Below are 21,863 nucleotides of genomic sequence, written 5' to 3'. Positions count from 1 at the left end.
ATGGTAGTTGCACCAAACTCACAGGTGGGTTGGGAGGGTACAGGCGTTATCCCCGATTCAGTTGTGAAAAGTCAACTGTCCTTATCCAAAACGCGTCAAATAATCTTTGAAGACATCATTAAAAACTCTAAAGATTCGGATTTAATAGCAAGTGTTAAATGGCAGTTGGAAGATAGCAAGGCAGGAGATAAAATGAACATTGGCTGGGAAAAAAGATATGCTGGCATCATTGGTAAATACAACAATAACCGGTATATAATTGCAACAAAGGAAGGCCTTATCTGGAGAAGGGCTGATGCTGGTAAACCATCCGAAGATTATAAGATAAGGGAAGTGAGTAAGGATATGCTAACAATTAAAGGCTATAATGCAAGCTATGGTGAAAATAGTACAAGGCTTTATGTGATCCGCGATGATAAAGGGAAAATCACTTCGCTGCAACAGGTTATCTTATTGCCTAATGGTGTGGTATATCCAGTTCCAACTAAACTTACCAAATAATTTTTTTTTATTGATAGAACCTGATTTGCTTTCAAAAGAAAATTCAATAGATTATTATGTGCTCATCTTAAAGGCATTGGCTGTACGCCTTTTTGGTTTACTTTTCAACGTTACCATAACGAAAGCAGATTTTACTCCTTCTTTACCAAGCCATGTTCTTTTAGTGTGGCAACGGCTAATTCAATAAGGCGCAAATTTTCATCTTGATGCCCGTGCTGCACTTCAACATTGATGTAGGGAATGTTATTTTGCATGGCGTAAATGGAAAGTGAACCATCATTAGAAGCGAATTTAGATTGCAGGATTACATTCACATTGGCTTTTTTCAAACTTGAAAATAATCTGGGTTCAGTTACATATATAAGGTCATCGCCGTCCATCTGGAAGTTGATGTAAACGGAATCTGCAGTGCTGGCCAAATCATAACCTGGTAAATAAGAAGAAATTCCAAAGCCGCCATCTGCATTATTGTGTAGCGTTAAAAAGTAACCGGTAGCTTTTGGGTCGTAAAAATCAACTATCTGTTTACCTGCCTTTAGGATTGCCTTTTCTACTTCGTTCGAACTGAATAGATCCTTTTTTAATCGGGTATTAACACCCACCTCTGTGTAAATTGCATTCGGATCTATGCGGTATTGATCATCCATATAACTGAAATAATAATCCCTAACACTACCGTACTGACTATCAATTAATTCGCCACCACTCCAACGGATGTAATCAAAGCCTGCTTTTACGCCAGTATCTTCATTATCATGTACCACTAAAAATTTAATTCCATTGGGTTTGTAACTGTATTTTACCAGGGTAATATCAAGATTGGAAAGTTTAATGAAACTGGAATCAGTAGTCATTGCCGCAAATACGGGAGGGTGTTGAGCTTTTACTATGAGAACCGAGCAGACTATTAACAGGCTAAAAATGAATTTAAACATAATCCCTAATATACAATATTGCGTTATAATTTGTTTGGATACAATATTGTAGAATTATCCGCGCAGGGTTCAGTACACTTAATTTAAAAGTAATTTCAGTGTTCACGGATTTAATAAATAATTGGTTCCGATTATATCAAAAAATGCAGGATTTAAATATAATTCATTATCCGCAGCCAAAATTATAAATTTTAAGCATGTTTTGGCTGCGGATGTTTTTTTATCCACAGCCAAAACTATATATTTGAAGCGTATTTTGGCTGCGGATAAAATTGTTTTCAATCGTTAACGTTAAAAGGGATAAAAAATGGAATTGCTTATTGGAAGAATAGCTGAGAAAAAAATATTATTAGAGGCACTTACCTCATCTTCATCAGAACTATTGGCGGTGTTTGGCAGGAGAAGGGTAGGAAAAACTTTCCTGATCCGCTCAGTTTTCCAGAAACAGCTCATTTTCGAACTTTCGGGCGTTCATGATGCAAATGCTGCCGAACAACTCCTTAATTTTAGCAAAGCTATTGCAGAAGCATTAGGTTCGCCATTAACTCCTGCAGTGCCTAAAAACTGGACAGAAGCCTTTTGGCAACTTAGAGAATTCGCAACGCCAATAATTAAAAAAAGAAAAGCTGTAATTTTCTTTGACGAATTTCCATGGTTAAGTTCACATAAATCAGGCTTTCTTTCTGCATTTGAATATTTTTGGAACCAGTGGGCCTCACAACAGCCGAATCTGATTGTTGCGATATGTGGATCTGCTGCCACCTGGATGATTAAAAAAGTTGTAAACAACAAAGGTGGCCTGCACAATCGGTTAACGCGAAAAATACGCTTGTTGCCTTTCACCTTGCATGAAACAGAACAGTACTTAAAAAGCAATAATATCCAACTTGACCGTTACCAGATGCTGACCATTTTTATGGCGATGGGCGGTGTGCCACATTACCTGAAAGAAATCAAAAAAGGGGAAAGTGCTACTCAGGCCATCGACAGGCTTTGCTTCACCAAGGACGGCCTCCTTTCAACAGAATTCGCTAACCTTTACCGTTCGCTGTTCGAAAACGCAGACAGGCACATTTCGGTAGTCAAAGCACTTGCAGAAAAACCCTCGGGCTTAACAAGAAACGAAATCATTGCGGTGTGTAACCTACAGAGTGGGGGAACTACCAGTCTTTTACTTGAGGAACTAGTGGAATCTGGCTTCATTACTCCGCACCTGCCTTTTCAGAAAAATGCAAATCAGAGCATTTACAAACTCAGCGACGAATACAGCTTTTTCTATCTTAAATTTATCGAACACTCCCGCGCCACTGGTGCAGGTACGTGGCTTAAAAAATCATCAACGTCTTCCTGGAGGAGCTGGAGTGGTTATGCATTTGAAGGGATTTGCATGAAACATACAGTTAATATTAAACAGGCACTGGGCATCTCTGGAGTGTTTACTGAAACATCAGCTTGGCGATATGCGCCAAAAGATGGAAACGGCGCACAGGTGGATCTGTTGTTAGACAGGCAAGATAATGTGATCAGTGTATGTGAAATGAAATTTTCGAATACTGAATTCGCAATAGATAAAGCCTATGCTGCAGCGTTAAAATACAAACTTGAGATATTCCGTGGGCAGAGCAAAACAAAAAAAGCATTATTTCTAGCCATGGTTACAACTTATGGTGTTAAAAATAATATGTATTCTATTGGGCTGGTGCAGAATGCAGTTACCATGGATGATTTGTTTTTGCCCTAATAGTGCATCAAGAGCATTCATCGCTCGCTAAACCACTGTTCCTGATTTTTAAATCCACAAAAAAGCCCCGATTTGGGGTCGGGGCTAAATTGATTGTTAATCTGGATGTTTATTAATGTCCGTGATCTAGATCGTATTCATTTACATCTTTATGATCGTATGGTTCTTCCATCAGTTCATCAATTGTTTTGCCTTTTTTATTGAAGCCTAAACGTTCTAACATTCTATCGAATATTAAGTATACTACAGGTACAACAATCAGGGTTAAAAATAACGAACTGGTTAAACCGCCTACAATAACCCAGGCCAAACCATTTTTCCACTCGGCACCTGCGCCGCTTGCCAATGCAATAGGAAGCATACCGAATACCATGGCAATGGTGGTCATTAAAATTGGGCGTAAACGTGCGTGGTTGGCTAAAACAAGCGCTTCTTTGGTTTCTTTACCTTCTGCTTTTAAGTGGTTGGTAAAATCGACAAGGATAATCGCATTTTTCGCTACCAGACCCATTAGCATAATTAAACCTAAAATGGTGAAGATACCGATTGAGTTATTGGTTAATGCTAAGGCTAACAATGCGCCGATTACTGCCAAAGGAAGCGAGAACATTACCACCAAAGGATAGATGAAACTATCATAAAGTGCAACCATAATCAGGTAAACCAAAATAATCGAAGCCAATAAAGCGATACCCAGAGTACCAAAACCTTCGCTCTGATTCTCCTGATCACCTGCCCAGCTATAACTTACGCCAACCGGTGCCTTTAATTTGCCGTTTTTCTGCATATCTTCCAGTTTTGCCTGGAATTCTGCAACCACGGTTCCTGTTGGCCTACCAATTGATTGGGCTTTAACAGATACTGAAGTAGATTTATTTAAACGTTCTAACTGGCTTGGTCCTGAACCTTCTGTAATGGTTGCAAACTGTGATAACTTAATCTGTTTATTATCGCTGTTTACAAAAATCAGGTTCCTTACGTCGTCGATATTCTGACGGTTAAAGTTTTGATATTGGATATTGATGTCGTATTCGTACTCACCTTTACGGTATTTACCATCGGTATTACCGGCAAAGGCGGTTTGCATGGTAGATCCAACCGTTTGTAACGTTAAGCCAACAGCCGACATCTTATCACGATCTACCTGAACATTAATCTCTGGTGTACCTTTTTCTACTGATAATTTTATCTCAGTTGCGCCGGGAATAGAAGCAAGTACTTTTTGTGCACCTTCAGCATATTTCAATGCACTATCTAAATCAGATCCCATTACCACCAACTGGATCGGTGCATTTTCTGCAATACCCAAAATACTAATCGGCACAGTTTTAACTTTGGCACCAACAAGCTCTTTAGCCAATGCACGACTCATTTTTGTAGCGAAAATATCCGAAGAAACGCCTTCACGCTGATCGCGTTCAACTAATTTTACGTTAATCTCCGATTTATATGCCGTAGCTTGCGTACCACCAAAATCACCGGTTGATTGTCCAACTGTAGTAATTAACTGAGTAATTTCTGGTTGTTTATCTAAATAAGCTTCAGCTTTTTGGGTTAAAAAGTTGGTTTGTTCTAAAGATGCATCTTTTGGTAATTCCAACTGCACCAAGAACTCTCCTTTATCTGATTTAGGGAAAAATTCTGATCCAATAAAGCCGCCAACTAATAAACCACATGAACTTAAAAACATTACTACTACGGCAACCAATGTTAGTGCTTTATGGTTTAATGACCATGTTAAGATGCTGGTGATCCAAAGTGTAAATTTCTTTAACTGTTTTTCGAACCAAAGGATGAAACGGCCAAATAGGTTTTTACCTTCAATACGTTCTAACTTACCAAAACGTGAGAAAATAAGTGGTACAATGGTGAATGAGGCTACCAATGATAGCAAAGTTGCAATAATTACCACAATACAGAACTGGCGAAGAATGTTCGATACCAAACCTGTACTTACCGCAATCGGGAAGAATACCACCACAATTACGAAAGTAATGGATACTACGGTAAAACCAATTTCTCTTGTTGCATCAGATGCTGCCCTTACTTTATTTTTACCCATCTCCATGTGTCGCTGGATATTTTCCAGTACCACAATCGCATCATCCACCAGGATACCCACCACGAGTGATAGCCCCAATAACGACATTAAGTTTAAGGTAAAGCCAAATAAGCTGATTCCGATAAACGTAGCAATTAATGAAACCGGAATTGATACCATTACAATTAACGCGTTACGTAAACTGTGTAGGAAGAAAAGCATTACGAAAGCCACCAAGATAACTGCAAGTATTAAATCGTGAATTACCGCATCAGCAGATTCTAAGGTGAAAATTGAACTATCGTTAACAATTCTGATATCCAACTTATTTGCAGCATATTCATTTTTAAGCTTAGCAATAATAGCATGCACACCTTTACTTACTTCTACCGCGTTTGCATCACTTTGTTTAATAATCTGGATTGCAATAGAAGCTTTACGGTCGATACGCGCCAGTTTTTCAGTTTCTTTTTGTGAATCCTGAACATCAGCAACATCACCTAAACGAATTTGTGCGCCATCTTTAGTTGTTGTTAAAACAAGGTTTCTCAACTCTTCCATACTTCTGTACTTACCCGATAAACGGATCAGTACATCCTGGTTTTGCGTTTTAACACTTCCTGTAGGGAAATCTAAGTTAGAACTCAGAATTAATTGCTGCACCTGTGGAACAGAGAGGTTATAACCCTGTAATTTATCAGCATCTAACGAAACCTGGATTTCGCGTTCCGAACCACCAACCAAGTTTACCTGTGCAATACCGCTTACCCTCGAAATTACCGGGGCAATACGTTTATCGATTAAATCGTAAAAGGTAATATCGTCCATATTTGCCGAAGCAGACATGGTAATTACCGGTAAATCATCCAGAGAGAATTTACTTAATGATGGCGTTTTTACATCCTCAGGCAGATCAGAAAGAATGGCATTTACCTTTCTTTGTGCATCATTTAAGGAAATATCAATGTTTGCTGCATCAGTTAAGGTGATGGTAACAGTTGATAAACTCTCAAACGATACCGAGTTGATCTTTTTAATGTTTTCCATCGATGATACCGCATCCTCAATCTTTTTGGTTACGGTATTTTCTACCTCATTTGGTGAAGCACCAGGGTAGATGGTCGAAATAGATACTACGTTGTTAGAGAATTTTGGAAGTAATTCATAACCCAACGAAAAGTAACTTAGTAGCCCAAGCAAGGTTAATGCGGTAAATACCACAATTACCAGCGAAGGCCTTTTTATAGATATATCTGTTATCTTCATTTTAATTAGTATTGCGTTTTGCGATTGGCGTACCGCGTTTTAAAGCCAAAAAATCCCCTAACTTATTTTACGATACTCACTGCAGTACCTTCAGTTAAGTTAATCTGCCCGCTGGTAATTACTGTTTCACCTTCTTTTAAGCCATCAAGAATTTCAACATTATCTCCCAAAATACGGCCAGCTACAACTGTGCGGGTTTTGGCTGTGTTGTTCGATTTATCCAATACAAAAACCTGGTTGCTGCTTACACTACCAACAAATGAGGTACGTGGAATTAGGATGCTCGGTGCCTGTTTAGGGAATTTAAATACCGCAGTTCCATACATACCTGCTTTAAGCGTATTTTTATGGCTGTTATCTACCTCAATTTCAATCGGGAAGTTTAAAGTTGCATCAGCTTTAGCAGCGATGAAAGTTATTTTTCCTGAGAAATTATCAGTTGGGAAAACCGACGATTTAATTTCAATCTGATCTCCAACTTTAAGGTTGGCCACCTGCGATTCGTTCACATTAACCTTTAGTTTTAATTTGGAAACATCAACCAGTTCAAATAATTGTGTACCCTGGGTATTTACAAAAGCACCAACTTCGATGTATCTTTTGTTAACAATTCCATTAATTGGCGATTTAATATTGGCATCACTTAATTTACGTTGCGAAGCCTGTAAACGCAATTTTGCATTTCTGGTAGCCAATTTAGCCTGATCCAACTGTTGTTGGGTTACACCACCTGTTGAGAAAGAACTTTGATACCTCGCTTCATCTTTAACCGCATTTTGGTAATTAGCCTCTGCAGTTTCCCTGTCGGTATTGATAATTTCAGCATCAACGCGTGCCAAAACCTGTCCTTTGCTTACGCGGTCACCTTCATCCACATAAATGGCAGTAACTCGACCAGCATTTTCTGATAAGAAATTAAGTTCCTGCTTAGGAATAAAGTTTCCATTTGCACTGAAATCTAAATTCACTGCTTTTTTCTCTACCTCAGCAATACGAACAGCAACAGCGCCACCGCCTTTAGCAATGAAAGCAGTTTTTTCTTCGTTCTTCTTTTTATTGTTGCTTAAAACATAAGCTATTGCGCCAATGGCAACAACAATTACGACAATTATGATAATTACTCTTTTCATTTCTATTTAACTAGCGATTTAATATTTCCGTTTGATTTGATTAATTGTATTTCGGCTATTTTATAATTTAATAAAGCCTGTGTATAGCTGTTTTGTGCCGAGGTAAGTGCATTTTCCGTATCCAAAAGATCGGTTAATGAAGCTAAACCATTGTTGTAGTTATTTTGGGTGCTTTTGTAAATTTCCTGAGCTAAATCAGCATTTTTACGCTGCGATTTTATGGTATTGATGTTATTGCGCAATTGAATCTTTGCATTTTCATAAGCAAGATTTAAAGAGTTTACCGATTCCTTTCGGCTTTCTTTTGCTTTTCTGATATCAACATCTGCCTGGCGGATTTTAGAGCGTGTTAAAAAGCCATTGAAAATAGGGATTCTCAGGGTTAAGCCAATTGCTGATGCCCCGTAACCAATTGCTGCCGCATTGGATTTTAAAAAGTCGAAACTATCGCTCTGACTGGAGTAAGTATAATTACCCGTTAAAGCCAACGATGGATAATATTCGGCAACATATGCTTTTCTTTGCAGCGATAAGAGTTTATCCTGGTTATCCAAAAGTTTTACCTCAGTTCTGTTCGCCAAATCAATAGAATCTGTAAAAACAGGTAAAGTAGTTACTTCAGTTAATTCGGTGGCAGGTAAACTGATTGGTGTAGAAACCGGCATCCCCATTGAAAATTTTAACTGATTTTCCAGTTGGGTAATCGCGTTAATTACCTGTTCGCGTTGTGTGTTCAGGTTGGTTAAATTTACAGTAATACGATCTACATCGATTTTTCTTGCCAAACCGTTTTTATACTGATTGGAAACAATTTTTTCTACAATCTTTACATTTTTAATGTTTGTATCAATTACGTTTAGCTGCTGTCTGTTTACCAAAACCTGGTAATAATTGTTGGCAACCAATTCGATAATCTGCTCTTCTGTGTATTGAGAAGTAAGGTTATAATATTCCTCGCTTGATTTAGCCGCCTGTAAACCAGTAAAAACCTGTTGGTTAAACAGCTGTTGCGAAAGCTGAACACCTGCAGTCGAATTCCAGTTTTGGCCTAATTTAATCGCCTGTGTTTGTCCGCCAAAGTTAGCAACCAACTGGCCGATAATTGGGTTATAGGTTAAGCCTACGTTTCCTGTAAGCTGAGGTAAGGCCTGAGCCCTAACTTCCTCTACCTTATAACGTCCGCCTTCAATATCCAGTTTCGCATTCCGAACCTTGGTGTTGTTTTGGAGCGCAAAGGTTAGCGCATCTTTTAAGGTAATTTGCTGCTGAGCAACCACCAGTTGCGGCAAAACCGAACCGATAAGGAGTATGAGCATTAATTTTACCATTTTTACTCTAAGCATAATGTATTGTTTTTTTGTTTTTGGGTTCTTATTTAAGTTCTTCTGTAATAGCCGAAGATTTTATTTTCTGTTAGTCTGCACACCTTAAACCCCTAACAAAAATGCTGGTGAGGTTTTTTTGTTTAAGGGTCATCCTGTTGAAAGCTTTTTTATCAGGGAACAGATCTTTTCCGGTTTCCATAATGCACATGGTACAAAGGCCCATCAAACTTTCCAGGTAGAGTTCGGCAACGTGGGCCGTATCATCATGTTCTATTTCTCCCTTGGCTTTTGCCTGACTGAATATTTCTGCAAAAAAATCTTTTTCAGATCTTTTAAGTGTTTGTAACTTGCCTTTAATTACATCATCATTTAATAAATCAGGAATACCTTCTGTAATTCTTAACATGTAATATTTTTGAAAAAATGTATTTCTTACATCTATGGTGTTAAAAAGTATTTCATCCAGGGGTTGGTCCGGATTGTATTTCTTTTTTATCAACTCAAAAAAATCGTGAAATACCCGTTCAATTACACCAATGATTAAATGCTTTTTATCCGGAAAATAATAATAGAGTGATGGTTTGGAAACTGACAGGTCTTCAGCAATATCATTCATCGTTGTTTTACCAATCCCAAAATGGATAAAGCGTTTTATAGCACCATCAATAATTTGCTCTCTCTTTTTATCGGCTACAATCATTTTACTTTTCTACTTTCTGACTTTTTTAATATTTTAGTCAAAAATAGTGCTAAAAAATGATTTGTCAGGAATGGTTTATTGAAAAGTAGATTAAGCTTACAATGGGATGACATAATTTTTAATCTTAGCGTGTTTATATATCTTTACAAACCAATCATTTATAAAACTTGTCAGTTATTATCAATTTCCTAACGGTACTATTTACCATTATAATAATGGAGTGTTTCTCCTGGTTTATACATAAATATTTATTCCATGGCCCGCTATGGTTTATGCATAAAAGCCACCATCAAAAAGCGAAATCATTCTTTGAGTGGAATGATGTTTTTGCGGTTTTATTTGCTGCACTGTCATTGTATTTAATGTATATAGATCGCGATCACTTAAGCTATAAGTTTTTTATCGGCCTGGGTATTACTTTATATGGTATTATTTATTTTGTGGTACACGATTGGTTTGTGCACCGTCGGTTTAAAACTTTTAAGAGCAACAACACCTATTTGCAGGCCGTTCGGAAAGCACATAAAATTCATCATAAAAATAGGGCTAAAGAAAAAGGGAAAGCTTTTGGGCTGCTTTTTGTGAGGAAAGATGTTTTAAAAAGCTAAATTACAATATGAAAAATTATTCTCTGATCATTCTTATTTGTACTGCTTCATTGTTATTGTATTCATGTGGTAAGAAAACTAAAACCAATAAAGATCGCGCCATTGCACTTGTAGAAGCCCGCTATGATAACCGTGATGAAGACCTGGATTTTGATCAAGCAAGTTTAGATAGTCTCTATACTATTTCTCCTAAAGCTTATACCGATAGCTTAAAAAAAGGAAATAAATTGGATACAACTTTGGCTTTGCTTGAAAGTGAAATAGAACATTTAAGTCAGGAAGAATCTGATAGTGTAGGATTGATCAGCGCGCAATTGACTAAAGAGCGGTACCGCCTGCTGGATCTGGCCAAAACCAAACCAGAATTTATTGGCTGGAAACTTTCTGGGGTAAAATCAGAAGATGCGAAAGCGAAGGGGTTGAGTTTTAATTTTGATAAGGAGATTACCAAAATCGTTCCTTAATTAATTTTTATTTTACTTTTGCAGCATAACATAAAATCACTATGCTTCAGATTCAGGAAAATATTTCGCTAAAACCATACAATTCATTTGGTATCGATGTTAAAGCTAAATATTTCGCAGAGGTATTTGCTGAAAAAGACCTGGTTAAATTATTTGAAAATGAGCTGGTAAAATCTCAAAAACTTCTGATTGTAGGTGGAGGCAGCAATGTGTTGTTTACCCAAGATTACGATGGTTTGGTAATCAAAATCAGTATTATGGGCATAGAATCAGTGGTTCTTGCAGATAAGGTCCTCGTAACTGCAGGTGCCGGAGAAGTTTGGAATGATTTTGTAAACTACTGTGTTCAGCATCATTTTGCTGGTGTAGAAAATTTAAGTTTGATTCCAGGCACGGTAGGCGCATCGCCCATACAAAATATTGGTGCATATGGGGTAGAGCTTAAAGATGTTTTTGAAAGCTGTACTGCATTTGAGATCAGCACCGGGCAAATTAAAACTTTTAATTATGAAGATTGCCACTTCGGCTACCGTGAAAGTATTTTTAAAGGCGAATTAAAAGGCCAATATATTATTACATCTGTTACGTTCCGCCTTTCTTCCGAAGCGAAAATAAATACTTCTTATGGTGCAATCGAAACAGAATTGCATAATAGAGGGATCGAAAATCCAACTATTGCAGATGTATCGGCGGCTGTATCACATATCCGCGTAAGCAAATTGCCAGATCCATCAACCATTGGAAACGCCGGGAGTTTCTTCAAAAATCCTGTGATTGAAAAGTATGAGTTTGCAGATATTGTAGCAAAACACCCCGATGTGGTTCATTACGCTACAGCTGACAATAAAATTAAATTGGCTGCAGGCTGGTTGATTGAACAATGTGGCTGGAAAGGTAAAATTGTTGGGCAAACAGGCACCTGGAAAAATCAGGCTTTGGTTTTAGTTAATCATGGTGGTGCAACTGGCACGGAAGTGTATGCTTTTTCTGAACAGATTATAGACAGTGTAAAGTCCACTTTTGGAGTCACTTTAGAAAGAGAAGTAAATATTCTGTGACGAAACCATGCCTTAGCGTAGTTGTACGCCTTTGGCACCATGCCAAAAATTTTTGGTACTAAGTTTGTTTACAAATAAGGGAATGAGCATAAATTCATTTGTTTTTTTTAAATCCCCTAAAGCTAAACATCATGACAAAATTTGAATTCAATCATCTGGTTAATCATCACTCGGTATCACTTAGATCTTATGCTTTAAATTTTACAAAAGACGCAGAAGACGCTAATGATTTGGTTCAGGATACCATGCTGAAAGCGATCACTTATTATAATAAGTTTAAAGAGGGTACGAATTTAAAAGGTTGGTTATTTACCATCATGAAAAACACTTTTATCAATAACTACCGCCGTTTAGTGAAAACGAATACATTAATTACACAAAGCGAGGATATTTCTTCTGCTAACCTTTCATATAGTGCTACAAAAAATCAGGCTGAAAGTAAATTTGTATTAGGTGATATTGATAAAGCATTATCACAATTACCTGAAGAATATTATGTGCCGTTTATCCGTTATTTTGAAGGCTATAAATACCACGAAATTGCTGATATGTTGGAAATTCCAATCGGAACAGTTAAAACCCGTATTCACGTTGCAAGAGGAATTTTGAAAAAATACCTTAAAACGTACTCTAAAGAAGTTGCCGTTAGCGAAATGGCTTAAGATACATCGATTGAAAAACTTGGGGCTCAGATTTTATCTGGGCCCTTTTTTTGTTCCCTTATATACATGATCCTTGATTTCTGGCGTATTGCAATGCAGTTAAGAAATCTATTTGCCGGATCTTAATATTTGGTTGACAAAATTATCTAAGCATCTTTTTTAAGGATCATGAATTGAATTGCCAATCACGGCTTTCGATAATGGTATTGATTTACCTCTGCCTGGTTGCCCGGCCTAAATGACGATCAGCTATTGAACTGGATATTTGAAGTTTTCTGTAAAAAGCAAAAGGCCTGAATTATCAGGCCTTTTTGCTTATCATATATTTGGTTAGTTGATTCTTATTTTTGCTTTCAACAATTCGCCTTCTCTCTTATTTCGAAACAAATGCAAACCTCGAACAATTATGTGTTTTAAAGCTTTATTGCAGTGTTTTTGTTTTGTGGTTATAAAGATAAGGGAAATTTTAAATTTGTCAAGCTTTTTTTAACTTTTTTTTTATTTCTTTTGCTACCACTTGTCCAGATATGATTGCAGGTGGCACTCCAGGGCCTGGAACGGTTAATTGTCCGGTATATAAAAAATTTGTTACCTTACTTTTCATTTTAGGTTTTAGGAAAGCGGTCTGTTTCAAAGTGTTTGCTAGTCCATACGCATTTCCTTTAAAGGCATGATAGTCTGCAACAAAATCATCCATAGCGTAACTGCGTTTAAATAAAATATGATCAGTAATGTCGTTTCCTGTTAAATCTTTGAAGCGTTTAAGTAATAAATTAAAGTATTCTTCCCTTTTGCTTTCACTGTCTTTTAAACCAGGTGCAAGCGGAACTAAAAAAAATAGGTTCTCGCAACCTTGAGGTGCAACGCTTGGATCGGTAACTGAAGGGCAGCAGGCATAAAATAAGGGCTTAGCCGGCCATTTCGGATCCGTGTAGATTTCTTCTGCATGTTGATCGAAATTTTCATCGAAAAATAAATTGTGGTGTAAAACGTTTTTTAGCTTTGTGTTAAGCCCAATATAAAATAAAAGGCATGAGGGAGCCATTGTTCTACTGTTCCAATATTTTTCGCTGTAATTGCGGTATGGTTTTTCAAATAAATGCTGATCTATATGTTGATAATCAGCATTGCCCACTACAAAGTCACTTTTAAATGTGCCCTTATCAGTAATCACTTCTTCAGCAATGTTATTTTGAACTTCAATTTTGGTTACTTCTGTATCAAAAATAAATTTTACGCCTTCAGCTTCAGCTATGTTTTGCATGGCAGCCACAATTTTATGCATCCCGCCCATGGGGTACCAGGTACCTAAAACAAGATCTGCATAGTTCATCAGGCTGTATAAAGCAGGAGTATTTTGCGGTGTGGCACCTAAAAATAAAACCGGAAATTCCAGAAGTTTCCTCAATTGCTCATTTTTAAACAATTGATGTACATGTTTCCGCATGTTGCCCAGTAACTGCAGTTTTACTCCGCTAATGGCCAATCGCGGATCAAAATATTCCATTACGCTGTGTGAAGGTTTAAAAACATATTCATTCATGCCAACATCATATTTATATTTGGCCTGATCGAGAAAAGATTGAAGGTTTTTAGTGCTGCCAGGCTCTAGCTTTTCAAATAATGCATATAGTTCATCCAGTGTAGCAGGCACATCAATGCGTTCATCTTTGTCAAAATAAATACGATAGGAAGGGCTTAATCTTTTGAGTTCGTAAAAATCGGATGCTGTTTTATTAAAAATATTGTAATAGTTTTCAAAAACATCTGGCATCCAGTACCAGCTTGGCCCCATATCAAAAGTAAAACCGTCTTTTTCCCAGGTTCTGGCCCGGCCGCCTGCCATTCCATTTTTTTCGATTACGGTAACCTCGTAACCATCTTTAGCCAACAGTGCTGACGCGGCCAAACCTGCAAAACCGGCACCAATTATAGTAACCTGAAGTTTTTTCTCCATGGTGTAAATAAAGGAAATTTATCTTGTTTTGTTTTGTTTTTTTGTCATTCAGGGCATCGGTTATTTTAAATGCAATGGGGAATTTGTAGAGGATGTCGAATCTAGGTGATTACTCCAGGTTATCTCTTTTATTTTTAAGGGTTTAAGGAGGTTGAGCGAGTTTTCTTAACGTTATCAATATAGTTATATTAAAGAGTGGATATCTGCCGAGAGAACTCTTGATAGATTTATTACCTTTGCGGCTAAACATGATTAAACTAAGCCTTATATGTTTTCTGCTCCTAGCGGCAAGCAATATTACTTATGCCCAGTTATCTACTCAAGAAATTGCGGTATTAAAAGCCAATATGGTAAAAGCGGTAGAAAATTCAAAGCTAACTGATTCTCTTTTTACGCAATTGAATAAATTGCCTAATAAAACAGCACTGATTACGGGCTATACCGGAACATTGGAAGCTTTGAAGGCAAAACATTCCTGGAATCCATATAACAAGATCAAATATGTTGGCAGCTCGCTTAAAACCCTGCAAAAGGCTATTGATATGGATAAAGAAAATATGGAAATTCGTTTTATGCGCTTTTCTATCGAATTTTATACGCCTTCATTTTTGGGTTTCAGTAAAGATTTGGCTGTTGATAAAAAGGAAATTGTTAAGCATTATCAAAATGAAAATTTTGGCCTTGCCGACCAAGACTTGGTTAAAAACGTTGCCAAATTTATGATTGATAGTAAAAAGTGTACGCCGGCAGAAGTTAAAATTTTAAAGAAACACCTATAAATGCATTATACCTATTTATTCATAAACCTTGCCGTAATTTTCTTTCCGCTGGTTTTATCCTTCGATAAAAAGGTTCATTTTTTTAGCAAGTGGAAATTTATATTTCCTGCAATACTGATTACCGGAATTGTGTTTTTAGTATGGGATATCCTTTTTACCAAACTAAATGTATGGTCGTTTAACCCCGATTACCTGGTTGGAATAAATCTTTTAGGATTGCCCCTGGAAGAAATGCTCTTCTTTTTAACGGTTCCGTACGCGTGTGTATTTATTTATGAATGTTTAAATGCCTATTTCCCGAAAAATGATTTGCAGAAATATAGTCTGGCACTAAGTAATTTATTTCTTGGTCTTTGTGTGGCCATTCTTTTTTTTGGTTACAGCAGGTGGTATACGCTAATTAATTTCGGCTTTTTGTTTGTAGTATTGGCTTATGTAGAATACATCAATGTTGAGTATAGGTTTATGTACAGGTTTTACAGGGCTTATTTGGTTTCTTTAATACCTTTTTATGTTGTTAATGGATTTTTGACTTCCATTCCGATAGTGATGTATAACGATAAGCAGAACCTGGGTTTCAGAGTGGGCACGATTCCTTTTGAGGATCATTTTTATTTAATGAGTTTGTTGTTGATGAATATTTACCTGTACGAGGTTTTTAAAAACAAGCGACGATAATCTGAAGAGATTTGTTTTTTAAGTGCCCTGTAATTTATTTTGATTTTTATAAATAAATTATCCCTCAGGATGACACAACTAAGGGATGATCATCTATGAATTTCCGTGCTTCCGTGGCAAAAACTGATCTCTGTGTCGATATGTGGTTAAAATTATTTCTCCTTAAATAGTCCTCGTTTGTAACGAGGATTTTTGAGGTACGCATTTGCAATGCAAAATTAATTCCTTTAAGAGCGATAAAATCGCTTTACTCGTACATCCTCGTTGCAAACGAGGACGATGTTGTATGATCATCTATGAATTCTCCGTGCTTTCTGTGTTTCCGTGGCAAAAACTGATCTCTGTGTAAATCTGTGGTTAAAGTCTTAAATAGTCCTCGTTTGTAACGAGGATTTTTGAGGTACGCATTTGCAATGCGAAAATAATTCCTTTAAGAGCGATAAAATCGCTTTTCTCGTACATCCTCGTTGCAAACGAGGACGATGTAGTATGATCATCTATGAATTTCCGTGCTTCCGTGGCAAAAACTGATCTCTGTGTATATCTGTGATTAAAATTTTTTCTCTTTAATAATGAATCGAAGCTTTGACTATACAAGGCATGTAAAATCATATAAGCTCACTGCTTTCTATTTTATATATGTTTAAAAACCTTTTGATTATCTTCAACCCGAAATTGATTTAAATGGATTTACCAGCTTATACCAAGCAACAGCTCGCCTTACGCAACGGACAGGATAAACCTCAGATCTGGGTGGCTTATAAGGGGCTTATCTACGATATGACTGAGAGCAGGCTTTGGAGAAACGGTAAACATTATGAGCATTGGGCAGGGCAGGATTTAACTGATGAATTGCCCGATGCACCCCATACTGATGCTGTTTTTGAAAAATTTGTACCTATTGCGATGCTGGTTAAACCAGGTTAATTTTAGTAAGAGTTGATTGTTTTAATTCTTTAAATTCTGAGGGTCTTTTACCCACCATCTTATAAAAAGTATTACTGAAAGAAGAAATGCTATTGTAGCCCACCTGGTAGGCAACCTCGCTGATTGTGGCATCGCTTTCCAATAATTTTTCCATTGCCTTTATCATCCGGGCCAGTTTTAGGTATTGAAAAAAGGAAGTATCCAAAGCCGATTGAAATAATCTTGATAGGGTACGTTCGCTAAAACCCATCGCTTTGCCCACACTTTCCAAACTCATGCCATCATCTGCAAGTCCATTTACAATATGTTGTAACACAGGTCTTAAACGCTGGTTTTCTGTAGTTGGCAACGCAATAGGGAGGGGGTGTTCGCTCACCACAGGCAAAATATTCTTAAGTGTATTTAAAAAATCGTATTCTTTCGTTTTTGGAACAATATTTCCATTCCAACGCTCAGAAAAAAGGAACATTTCTAACAAGAGGTTATTTACAGGATATATTCCGATTTGTTTATAAAACGGATTTTCATCATCCGTAGCGGTATCAAAATAAATATTCCGAACAATTGCGGCATGGTACCGGTGTTGTAAATGATGTTCTACTCCGGCCGGAATCCAAACATAGTGCCGTGCAGGCAAAAAGTAGGATTTCTCTTTTGTATACAAAAAAATAATGCCTCCCTCTACATAAGTGAGTTGTCCTTTTAAATGGCTGTGGTCTTGAAACCGGTCTTCAAACCGGCTATGCCAAACGTACATGGTTTCTGGTTTTTCGTCTATTGCAAATAAAAGGTCTTCGTTGCTAACTTTTATCATTTGGCTGGTTTGAATAAATATCTGTCAGTTTAGATAAAACAAAGTAACAAATCTGTAACGAAATTTGCATCATTAATTAACGAATATGAATTTTAACAGAAATAAAAGATCGTTTTGGTTGTGCATCGCACTTCTTTTATCATCAATTTTTGTTCATCCACAAGCCATTCCGCATCAGGATAATTTTACCATTAACCAGGTTTGGGCACTTGCAGATAGTAACAATAAAAAAATACAAATGCAGGGCCTCAATGTGCAGGCTGCTGATGCGCATGTAAAGGTAAGCAAGGCCGAAAGGTTACCCGAAATTGCTGCCGAAGGAGTTTATGCTCATGTTTTACCCTTACCTATTTACGAAAACGGACTTTTTCATACCCCTAGCCAGTTTCCGGTTGCACCAACTTATTATAAAGCAGGTGCTGATGCTTATTTCAATATTTATAATGGAGGAAAAACCAGTACTGAAATTAATGCCTCGAAAGTGGAAAGCGAATTGAGCAGGGTACAAAAAGGACAAAGTACACAGGAAATCCATTATACAGTTGCGGTTTATTTTTACGATGTATTCCGTAATATTTCTTACCAGGATTTATTGGAACAAGACATCCGCGACCGCGAAAAGCAATTGGCAGAAATTAACCAGTTATATAAAAACGGAACGATATTAAAAAGTGATGTATTGAGGGCAGAATTGCGCCTTTCTAAGCAGCGCATGTTGTTAACAGAAATTAACAATAGCATCAAAATCGCTAAACAGAAACTTAATATTTTAATTGGCAGGGCAGATGATGCGCCTCTGAATCCTCAAATATCTGACAATGAAACAGACGCCATTGCACTAAAGCAGATTGACGAATATTTTAATGATGCCGAAACAACTTCTTACAAAATAAAAATTTCGGAGAAAGAACAGGCCCTCGCAAAATTGAAACTAAAGAATGTAAAATCCAATGTTATGCCCTCTTTGGGTTTTTTTGGGGAATATGCCTTTGCATACCCGCAAATTCAGTTTTATCCTTATGCGTTATCGCTTTATAGTAATGGTATGGTTGGATTAAAACTTAAAATTCCGATTTCATCTTGGTATACCAATCAACACAAAGTTAAGGAGGCGGAGATTAAGGTGCATCAGCAGGAAGTTGAAGATGAAGATGTGAAAGATCAGATCCGCCAGGAAGTGCAGGAAAATTATATCCGCTATAAAGAATCGGTACAACGCATTGCACTTGCAGAAGAAAACATTAAGCAGGCCACAGAAAGTTATCGGATTGTACAAAATACCTATTTCAACCAACTGTCGCTTTTAACCGACTTGCTGGATGCAGAAACGCAATTATTGCAATCGCGGTTCGAACTCACCACTGCAAAGGTGAATGCTAAAATACAATACTATCAATTACAAAAAGCCGTAGGAAACTTATAAAAATGAACACACAGAAACAAAGCAAAGCCGATAAAATCATCAGTAGAATTACCACAATAATAGCACTCATCGTTTTAGTGATATTGATGATATGGGGTGGAAAAACGCTCATCGGCTATATGAAATTTGAAGAAACAAACGATGCACAGGTGGATGAATACATCAATCCGGTAACTGCACGAGTGAGTGGTTACATTAAAGAAGTGAAATTTGAAGAGAACCAGGAAGTGAAAAAGGGTGATACCCTGGTTTTAATAGATGATGATGATTATACCGTTCAACAAGATGAGGCAGCGGCTTCTTTGCTAAATGCGAAGGCACAGGTTTCGGTACAACAAAGTAATATTAAAACAGCCCAAAGTACGGCCTTGGTTGCGGAAGCTAAAATTGCTGCTGCAAAGGCAAAGCTCTGGAAACAGCAGGCGGAATATGCCCGCTATAAAAAACTTTTTGATGCTGAATCGGCTACCCGCCAACAGTTGGAAACGGTTGAGAGTTTATTGCAGGTTGCACAGGCAGAATATCAGGCATCAAGAGAAGATTATTTAACTGCTATCTCCAAAACGAATGATATTAAGGCCCAAAGTGATGTGCTGGAATCTGAAATAAAGCGAAGACAGGCCGTTGTAAAAAGAAACAACCTGAATACTTCCTATACGGTAATTGTTGCGCCTTATGATGGTAAAATGGGTAGAAGAACCATCCAGGCAGGTCAATTGGTTCAAATCGGCCAAACTATTGCTTATCTGGTTGATCGGACAGCTGGAAAATGGGTGGTGGCTAATTTTAAAGAAACCCAGATTGCTAAAATGCATGTTGGCGAAAAAGTAAATGTTGAGGTTGATGCTTTTCCTGGTCGACAGTTTATTGGAGAAATTGAATCCCTATCTGGTGCTACAGGCTCAAGGTTTTCGCTATTGCCCCCAGATAATGCTACCGGAAACTTTGTAAAAATTGCACAGCGTATCCCGGTTCGCATCCGTTTGGGTAAAAATGACCAGGGCATTGAGCTTTTAAGTGCGGGAATGAGTGCTAGTGTTAAAGTGAAAAAAAATGACTGATCATTTGCTTATATTTAAAGTTAAAGTACCCGAATGGGTGATAATTCTGAGCATTTTTGCGGTACTTTTATCGTCGGTATTGCTTTTTGCACTCTCTACCGCTGATGGGACCGCTGCGGCTGGCTATTATGGTGCAAGTGCATCGGATGTTCAGTTTTCATTATTGATGTTTTATGCCGCAGTTGCCAGTTTTGCCGTTGTAGAACGCCGTTTTTTTGCCAGGGTAGTTACTAAAGATTATTTATTGATCTGCATCATTCTTGAAATTCTTATTGCGTACTGGTGTTACCATACCCGCGAAATCTGGTTGGTTTTTACATTGAGGTTTCTACAAGGAATTGTGAATTGCGGCCTTACCAGTATATCACTAAATTTACTTTTTAGCAGGTTAAAATCCGAACACGCAAAAGAAACTGGTTATACCATTTTTTATGGAATGATTCTCTGTGTATCTCCGGTTACGGCACTTTTTTCTGTTCCAATTGTTGAAAATTATGAATATAATGTTTTATATAAAGCCATTATATTCTGTTTTTTACCTAGTGCAATATTGCTTTTTAGTGTAATGAACAGGGTACATTTGTTACGCAAAACACCACTTTATAAAATTGATTGGCTGAGTTTTGTGCTTTTTTCTGCCATGCTTGTACTTATTGCCTATGTTCTGGTTTATGGTCAGCAATACGATTGGCTGGATGATACAAGTATCCGTTACGCTATTTTAGCGATTTTATTTTTGTTTGTGGTTTCTATTAGCCGGCAGCTTACCCTAAAAAGGCCGGCAGTTGACCTCAGTATTTTCAGATCGAGGAATTTTGCCATCGGAATTGTTTTCCTGGTTATTCTTTATATTGTTCGTGGTGCTTTCAGTTTAACATCTTCATATTTTATTAATGTTTTGGGGATGGATTCTTTGCATGCCAACGAGATTATGATCTTCAATATTGCAGGGGTTGTAGTGGGCTCAGTAGTTGCGATTCGATTTTTGATCCGTAAAAAACATTTAAGGGTGTTGTGGATAAGTGGTTTTGTATTGCTTTTTGTGTTTTTTTTATGGATGTGCCAACTGTTTGCCAGTGAAGCAGGAACAGAAAACTTTTACGTACCGCTTTTTTTGCAAGGTGTGGGCGCTGGGATGGTGATGTCGCCAATTGTGATGTTCATTATGTCATCTGTTCCCGAAAATTTAAGCCAATCTGCATCATCTGTTGGTGTATTTGTGCGTTTTTCTACTTTTAGTCTCAGTTTGGCTTTAATTAATTTCTATCAGCTTTATTTTAAAGGAGAACAGAGCGATGATCTGCGTAGCGGTATCACCTTGTTGGATTTTAACCTGCCGGAAAGATTAAAAATGTATCAATCTGCTTTAATTGGCAAGGGTTTGCCTCACGATGAAGCGGGTAAAGTAGCTGTGGGTTTGCTGAACAAAGCCCTGCAAAAACAAACATTCCTACAGTTTTGTGTAAGCTATTATGAATGGATTGCAGCCCTTTGTTTTTTATCTATCATCCTGATAACATTGCAGCCGGTAATTAGCAAAACGGTGATTAATTTGAGAAACAAACAACCTGCAGCGGCAGGATTTTAAGTAACCATTAGCAAAAACCCTCATTTTGGGCAATACGTAATCTTAAAGCGATGGCTGCATGTAATAAATCTTTTAACCTCTGATCAGGAAATTTTGCCATAACAAAATACTAAAATAAACTCAGCACATCAATCTGGTTAAATAAGTTGTAATGAAAAAAACCGCAGATTTAAAAGAAATTTATCTCTAAATCTGCGGTTCGTTT

At 37.3% G+C, this 21,863-nt stretch carries 19 protein-coding genes; 12 read left to right on the top strand and 7 right to left on the bottom strand.

Annotation, left to right across the window (positions count from 1 at the left end):
• Complete coding sequence (locus ASE74_RS10905) at positions 1–501, top strand: hypothetical protein (protein WP_055908489.1); 501 nt, start codon at positions 1–3, stop codon at positions 499–501.
• A gap of 131 nt (positions 502–632) precedes the next feature.
• Here the strand turns inward: ASE74_RS10905 and ASE74_RS10900 are convergent, their stop codons facing one another.
• Entirely contained in the window at positions 633–1,355 is a 723-nt protein-coding gene (locus ASE74_RS10900) for a hypothetical protein (protein ID WP_235526061.1), read from the bottom strand.
• A 388-nt stretch (positions 1,356–1,743) separates the two neighbouring features.
• Here ASE74_RS10900 and ASE74_RS10890 point away from each other — a divergent pair, with 388 nt between their 5' ends.
• Positions 1,744–3,177, top strand: coding sequence for an ATP-binding protein (locus tag ASE74_RS10890; RefSeq protein WP_055908480.1), 1,434 nt, complete (start codon positions 1,744–1,746; stop codon positions 3,175–3,177).
• A 112-nt stretch (positions 3,178–3,289) separates the two neighbouring features.
• Here the strand turns inward: ASE74_RS10890 and ASE74_RS10885 are convergent, their stop codons facing one another.
• The 4 genes from ASE74_RS10885 to ASE74_RS10870 all read right to left on the bottom strand — a co-directional run bounded on the left by ASE74_RS10885 (position 3,290) and on the right by ASE74_RS10870 (position 9,639).
• The gene (locus ASE74_RS10885; RefSeq protein WP_055908477.1) at positions 3,290–6,484 is read right to left on the bottom strand and encodes an efflux RND transporter permease subunit; all 3,195 of its coding nucleotides are present in this window, start codon (positions 6,482–6,484) and stop codon (positions 3,290–3,292) included.
• A 62-nt stretch (positions 6,485–6,546) separates the two neighbouring features.
• A complete protein-coding gene (locus tag ASE74_RS10880; RefSeq protein WP_055908473.1) occupies positions 6,547–7,614 on the bottom strand; it encodes an efflux RND transporter periplasmic adaptor subunit in 1,068 nt (355 codons plus the stop codon).
• A gap of 2 nt (positions 7,615–7,616) precedes the next feature.
• On the bottom strand, positions 7,617–8,957 hold the full coding sequence (locus ASE74_RS10875; RefSeq protein WP_055908471.1) for a TolC family protein: 1,341 nt from the start codon (positions 8,955–8,957) through the stop codon (positions 7,617–7,619).
• A 70-nt stretch (positions 8,958–9,027) separates the two neighbouring features.
• Complete coding sequence (locus ASE74_RS10870) at positions 9,028–9,639, bottom strand: TetR/AcrR family transcriptional regulator (RefSeq protein WP_055908467.1); 612 nt, start codon at positions 9,637–9,639, stop codon at positions 9,028–9,030.
• 167 nt (positions 9,640–9,806) lie between these two features.
• Between ASE74_RS10870 and ASE74_RS10865 the strand changes: the two genes are divergently transcribed.
• The 4 genes from ASE74_RS10865 (at position 9,807) to ASE74_RS10850 (ending at position 12,431) form a co-directional block, all read left to right on the top strand.
• Positions 9,807–10,247, top strand: a complete 441-nt coding sequence (locus ASE74_RS10865; RefSeq protein ID WP_200912296.1) for a sterol desaturase family protein — start codon at positions 9,807–9,809, stop codon at positions 10,245–10,247.
• Between the two features lie 8 nt (positions 10,248–10,255).
• Positions 10,256–10,711 carry a hypothetical protein gene (locus ASE74_RS10860; RefSeq protein ID WP_055908464.1) on the top strand — a complete coding sequence of 152 codons (456 nt, stop codon included), beginning with the start codon at positions 10,256–10,258 and terminating at the stop codon, positions 10,709–10,711.
• A gap of 41 nt (positions 10,712–10,752) precedes the next feature.
• Positions 10,753–11,769: a UDP-N-acetylmuramate dehydrogenase gene (murB, locus tag ASE74_RS10855; RefSeq protein WP_055908461.1), complete on the top strand. Its 1,017-nt coding sequence runs from the start codon at positions 10,753–10,755 to the stop codon at positions 11,767–11,769.
• Positions 11,770–11,900: 131 nt separating this feature from the next.
• Positions 11,901–12,431 (top strand): RNA polymerase sigma factor, encoded by a 531-nt coding sequence (locus ASE74_RS10850; RefSeq protein ID WP_055908459.1) that lies wholly within the window; start codon positions 11,901–11,903, stop codon positions 12,429–12,431.
• Between the two features lie 475 nt (positions 12,432–12,906).
• Here ASE74_RS10850 and ASE74_RS10845 read toward each other — a convergent pair whose 3' ends face one another.
• On the bottom strand, positions 12,907–14,388 hold the full coding sequence (locus tag ASE74_RS10845) for an NAD(P)/FAD-dependent oxidoreductase (RefSeq protein WP_055908457.1): 1,482 nt from the start codon (positions 14,386–14,388) through the stop codon (positions 12,907–12,909).
• A 248-nt stretch (positions 14,389–14,636) separates the two neighbouring features.
• On the opposite strand from ASE74_RS10845, the gene ASE74_RS10840 reads away from it, so the two are divergent.
• The 3 genes from ASE74_RS10840 to ASE74_RS10830 all read left to right on the top strand — a co-directional run bounded on the left by ASE74_RS10840 (position 14,637) and on the right by ASE74_RS10830 (position 16,772).
• Positions 14,637–15,167: a hypothetical protein gene (locus ASE74_RS10840; protein ID WP_055908454.1), complete on the top strand. Its 531-nt coding sequence runs from the start codon at positions 14,637–14,639 to the stop codon at positions 15,165–15,167.
• A complete protein-coding gene (locus tag ASE74_RS10835; protein ID WP_055908451.1) occupies positions 15,168–15,845 on the top strand; it encodes a lycopene cyclase domain-containing protein in 678 nt (225 codons plus the stop codon).
• A 684-nt stretch (positions 15,846–16,529) separates the two neighbouring features.
• The gene (locus tag ASE74_RS10830; RefSeq protein ID WP_055908448.1) at positions 16,530–16,772 is read left to right on the top strand and encodes a cytochrome b5 domain-containing protein; all 243 of its coding nucleotides are present in this window, start codon (positions 16,530–16,532) and stop codon (positions 16,770–16,772) included.
• On the opposite strand, the gene ASE74_RS10825 is transcribed toward ASE74_RS10830, so the two are convergent.
• Entirely contained in the window at positions 16,759–17,586 is an 828-nt protein-coding gene (locus tag ASE74_RS10825; protein WP_055908445.1) for an AraC family transcriptional regulator, read from the bottom strand. The genes ASE74_RS10830 and ASE74_RS10825 overlap by 14 nt on opposite strands.
• A gap of 85 nt (positions 17,587–17,671) precedes the next feature.
• On the opposite strand from ASE74_RS10825, the gene ASE74_RS10820 reads away from it, so the two are divergent.
• Genes ASE74_RS10820 through ASE74_RS10810 form a run of 3 tightly spaced genes read left to right on the top strand, consistent with a single transcriptional unit; the run spans position 17,672 to position 21,658 of the window.
• Positions 17,672–19,009: a TolC family protein gene (locus tag ASE74_RS10820; protein WP_055908442.1), complete on the top strand. Its 1,338-nt coding sequence runs from the start codon at positions 17,672–17,674 to the stop codon at positions 19,007–19,009.
• Between the two features lie 2 nt (positions 19,010–19,011).
• Positions 19,012–20,070: an HlyD family secretion protein gene (locus ASE74_RS10815; protein ID WP_055908439.1), complete on the top strand. Its 1,059-nt coding sequence runs from the start codon at positions 19,012–19,014 to the stop codon at positions 20,068–20,070.
• Positions 20,063–21,658 carry an MFS transporter gene (locus tag ASE74_RS10810; RefSeq protein WP_055908438.1) on the top strand — a complete coding sequence of 532 codons (1,596 nt, stop codon included), beginning with the start codon at positions 20,063–20,065 and terminating at the stop codon, positions 21,656–21,658. The genes ASE74_RS10815 and ASE74_RS10810 overlap by 8 nt, the downstream gene beginning before the upstream one ends.
• Positions 21,659–21,863: the final 205 nt, after the last annotated feature.

The organism is Pedobacter sp. Leaf216, assembly GCF_001421515.1.
Taxonomy (GTDB): Bacteria; Bacteroidota; Bacteroidia; order Sphingobacteriales; family Sphingobacteriaceae; genus Pedobacter.
Note: the sequence above shows the minus strand (reverse complement) of the source record. Positions and strands in the feature narration are given on the sequence as shown.

Excerpts from the sequence above, each read along its gene's own strand:
- ASE74_RS10815 (WP_055908439.1), top strand. The coding sequence starts at position 19,012 with ATGAACACACAGAAACAAAGCAAAGCCGATAAAATCATCAGTAGAATT.
- ASE74_RS10890 (WP_055908480.1), top strand. The coding sequence starts at position 1,744 with ATGGAATTGCTTATTGGAAGAATAGCTGAGAAAAAAATATTATTAGAG.
- ASE74_RS10885 (WP_055908477.1), bottom strand. The coding sequence starts at position 6,484 with ATGAAGATAACAGATATATCTATAAAAAGGCCTTCGCTGGTAATTGTG.
- ASE74_RS10850 (WP_055908459.1), top strand. The coding sequence starts at position 11,901 with ATGACAAAATTTGAATTCAATCATCTGGTTAATCATCACTCGGTATCA.
- ASE74_RS10875 (WP_055908471.1), bottom strand. The coding sequence starts at position 8,957 with ATGCTTAGAGTAAAAATGGTAAAATTAATGCTCATACTCCTTATCGGT.
- ASE74_RS10835 (WP_055908451.1), top strand. The coding sequence starts at position 15,168 with ATGCATTATACCTATTTATTCATAAACCTTGCCGTAATTTTCTTTCCG.
- murB (WP_055908461.1), top strand. The coding sequence starts at position 10,753 with ATGCTTCAGATTCAGGAAAATATTTCGCTAAAACCATACAATTCATTT.
- ASE74_RS10860 (WP_055908464.1), top strand. The coding sequence starts at position 10,256 with ATGAAAAATTATTCTCTGATCATTCTTATTTGTACTGCTTCATTGTTA.
- ASE74_RS10845 (WP_055908457.1), bottom strand. The coding sequence starts at position 14,388 with ATGGAGAAAAAACTTCAGGTTACTATAATTGGTGCCGGTTTTGCAGGT.
- ASE74_RS10870 (WP_055908467.1), bottom strand. The coding sequence starts at position 9,639 with ATGATTGTAGCCGATAAAAAGAGAGAGCAAATTATTGATGGTGCTATA.
- ASE74_RS10880 (WP_055908473.1), bottom strand. The coding sequence starts at position 7,614 with ATGAAAAGAGTAATTATCATAATTGTCGTAATTGTTGTTGCCATTGGC.
- ASE74_RS10840 (WP_055908454.1), top strand. The coding sequence starts at position 14,637 with ATGATTAAACTAAGCCTTATATGTTTTCTGCTCCTAGCGGCAAGCAAT.
- ASE74_RS10810 (WP_055908438.1), top strand. The coding sequence starts at position 20,063 with ATGACTGATCATTTGCTTATATTTAAAGTTAAAGTACCCGAATGGGTG.
- ASE74_RS10900 (WP_235526061.1), bottom strand. The coding sequence starts at position 1,355 with ATGACTACTGATTCCAGTTTCATTAAACTTTCCAATCTTGATATTACC.
- ASE74_RS10830 (WP_055908448.1), top strand. The coding sequence starts at position 16,530 with ATGGATTTACCAGCTTATACCAAGCAACAGCTCGCCTTACGCAACGGA.
- ASE74_RS10905 (WP_055908489.1), top strand. The coding sequence starts at position 1 with ATGGTAGTTGCACCAAACTCACAGGTGGGTTGGGAGGGTACAGGCGTT.
- ASE74_RS10825 (WP_055908445.1), bottom strand. The coding sequence starts at position 17,586 with ATGATAAAAGTTAGCAACGAAGACCTTTTATTTGCAATAGACGAAAAA.
- ASE74_RS10820 (WP_055908442.1), top strand. The coding sequence starts at position 17,672 with ATGAATTTTAACAGAAATAAAAGATCGTTTTGGTTGTGCATCGCACTT.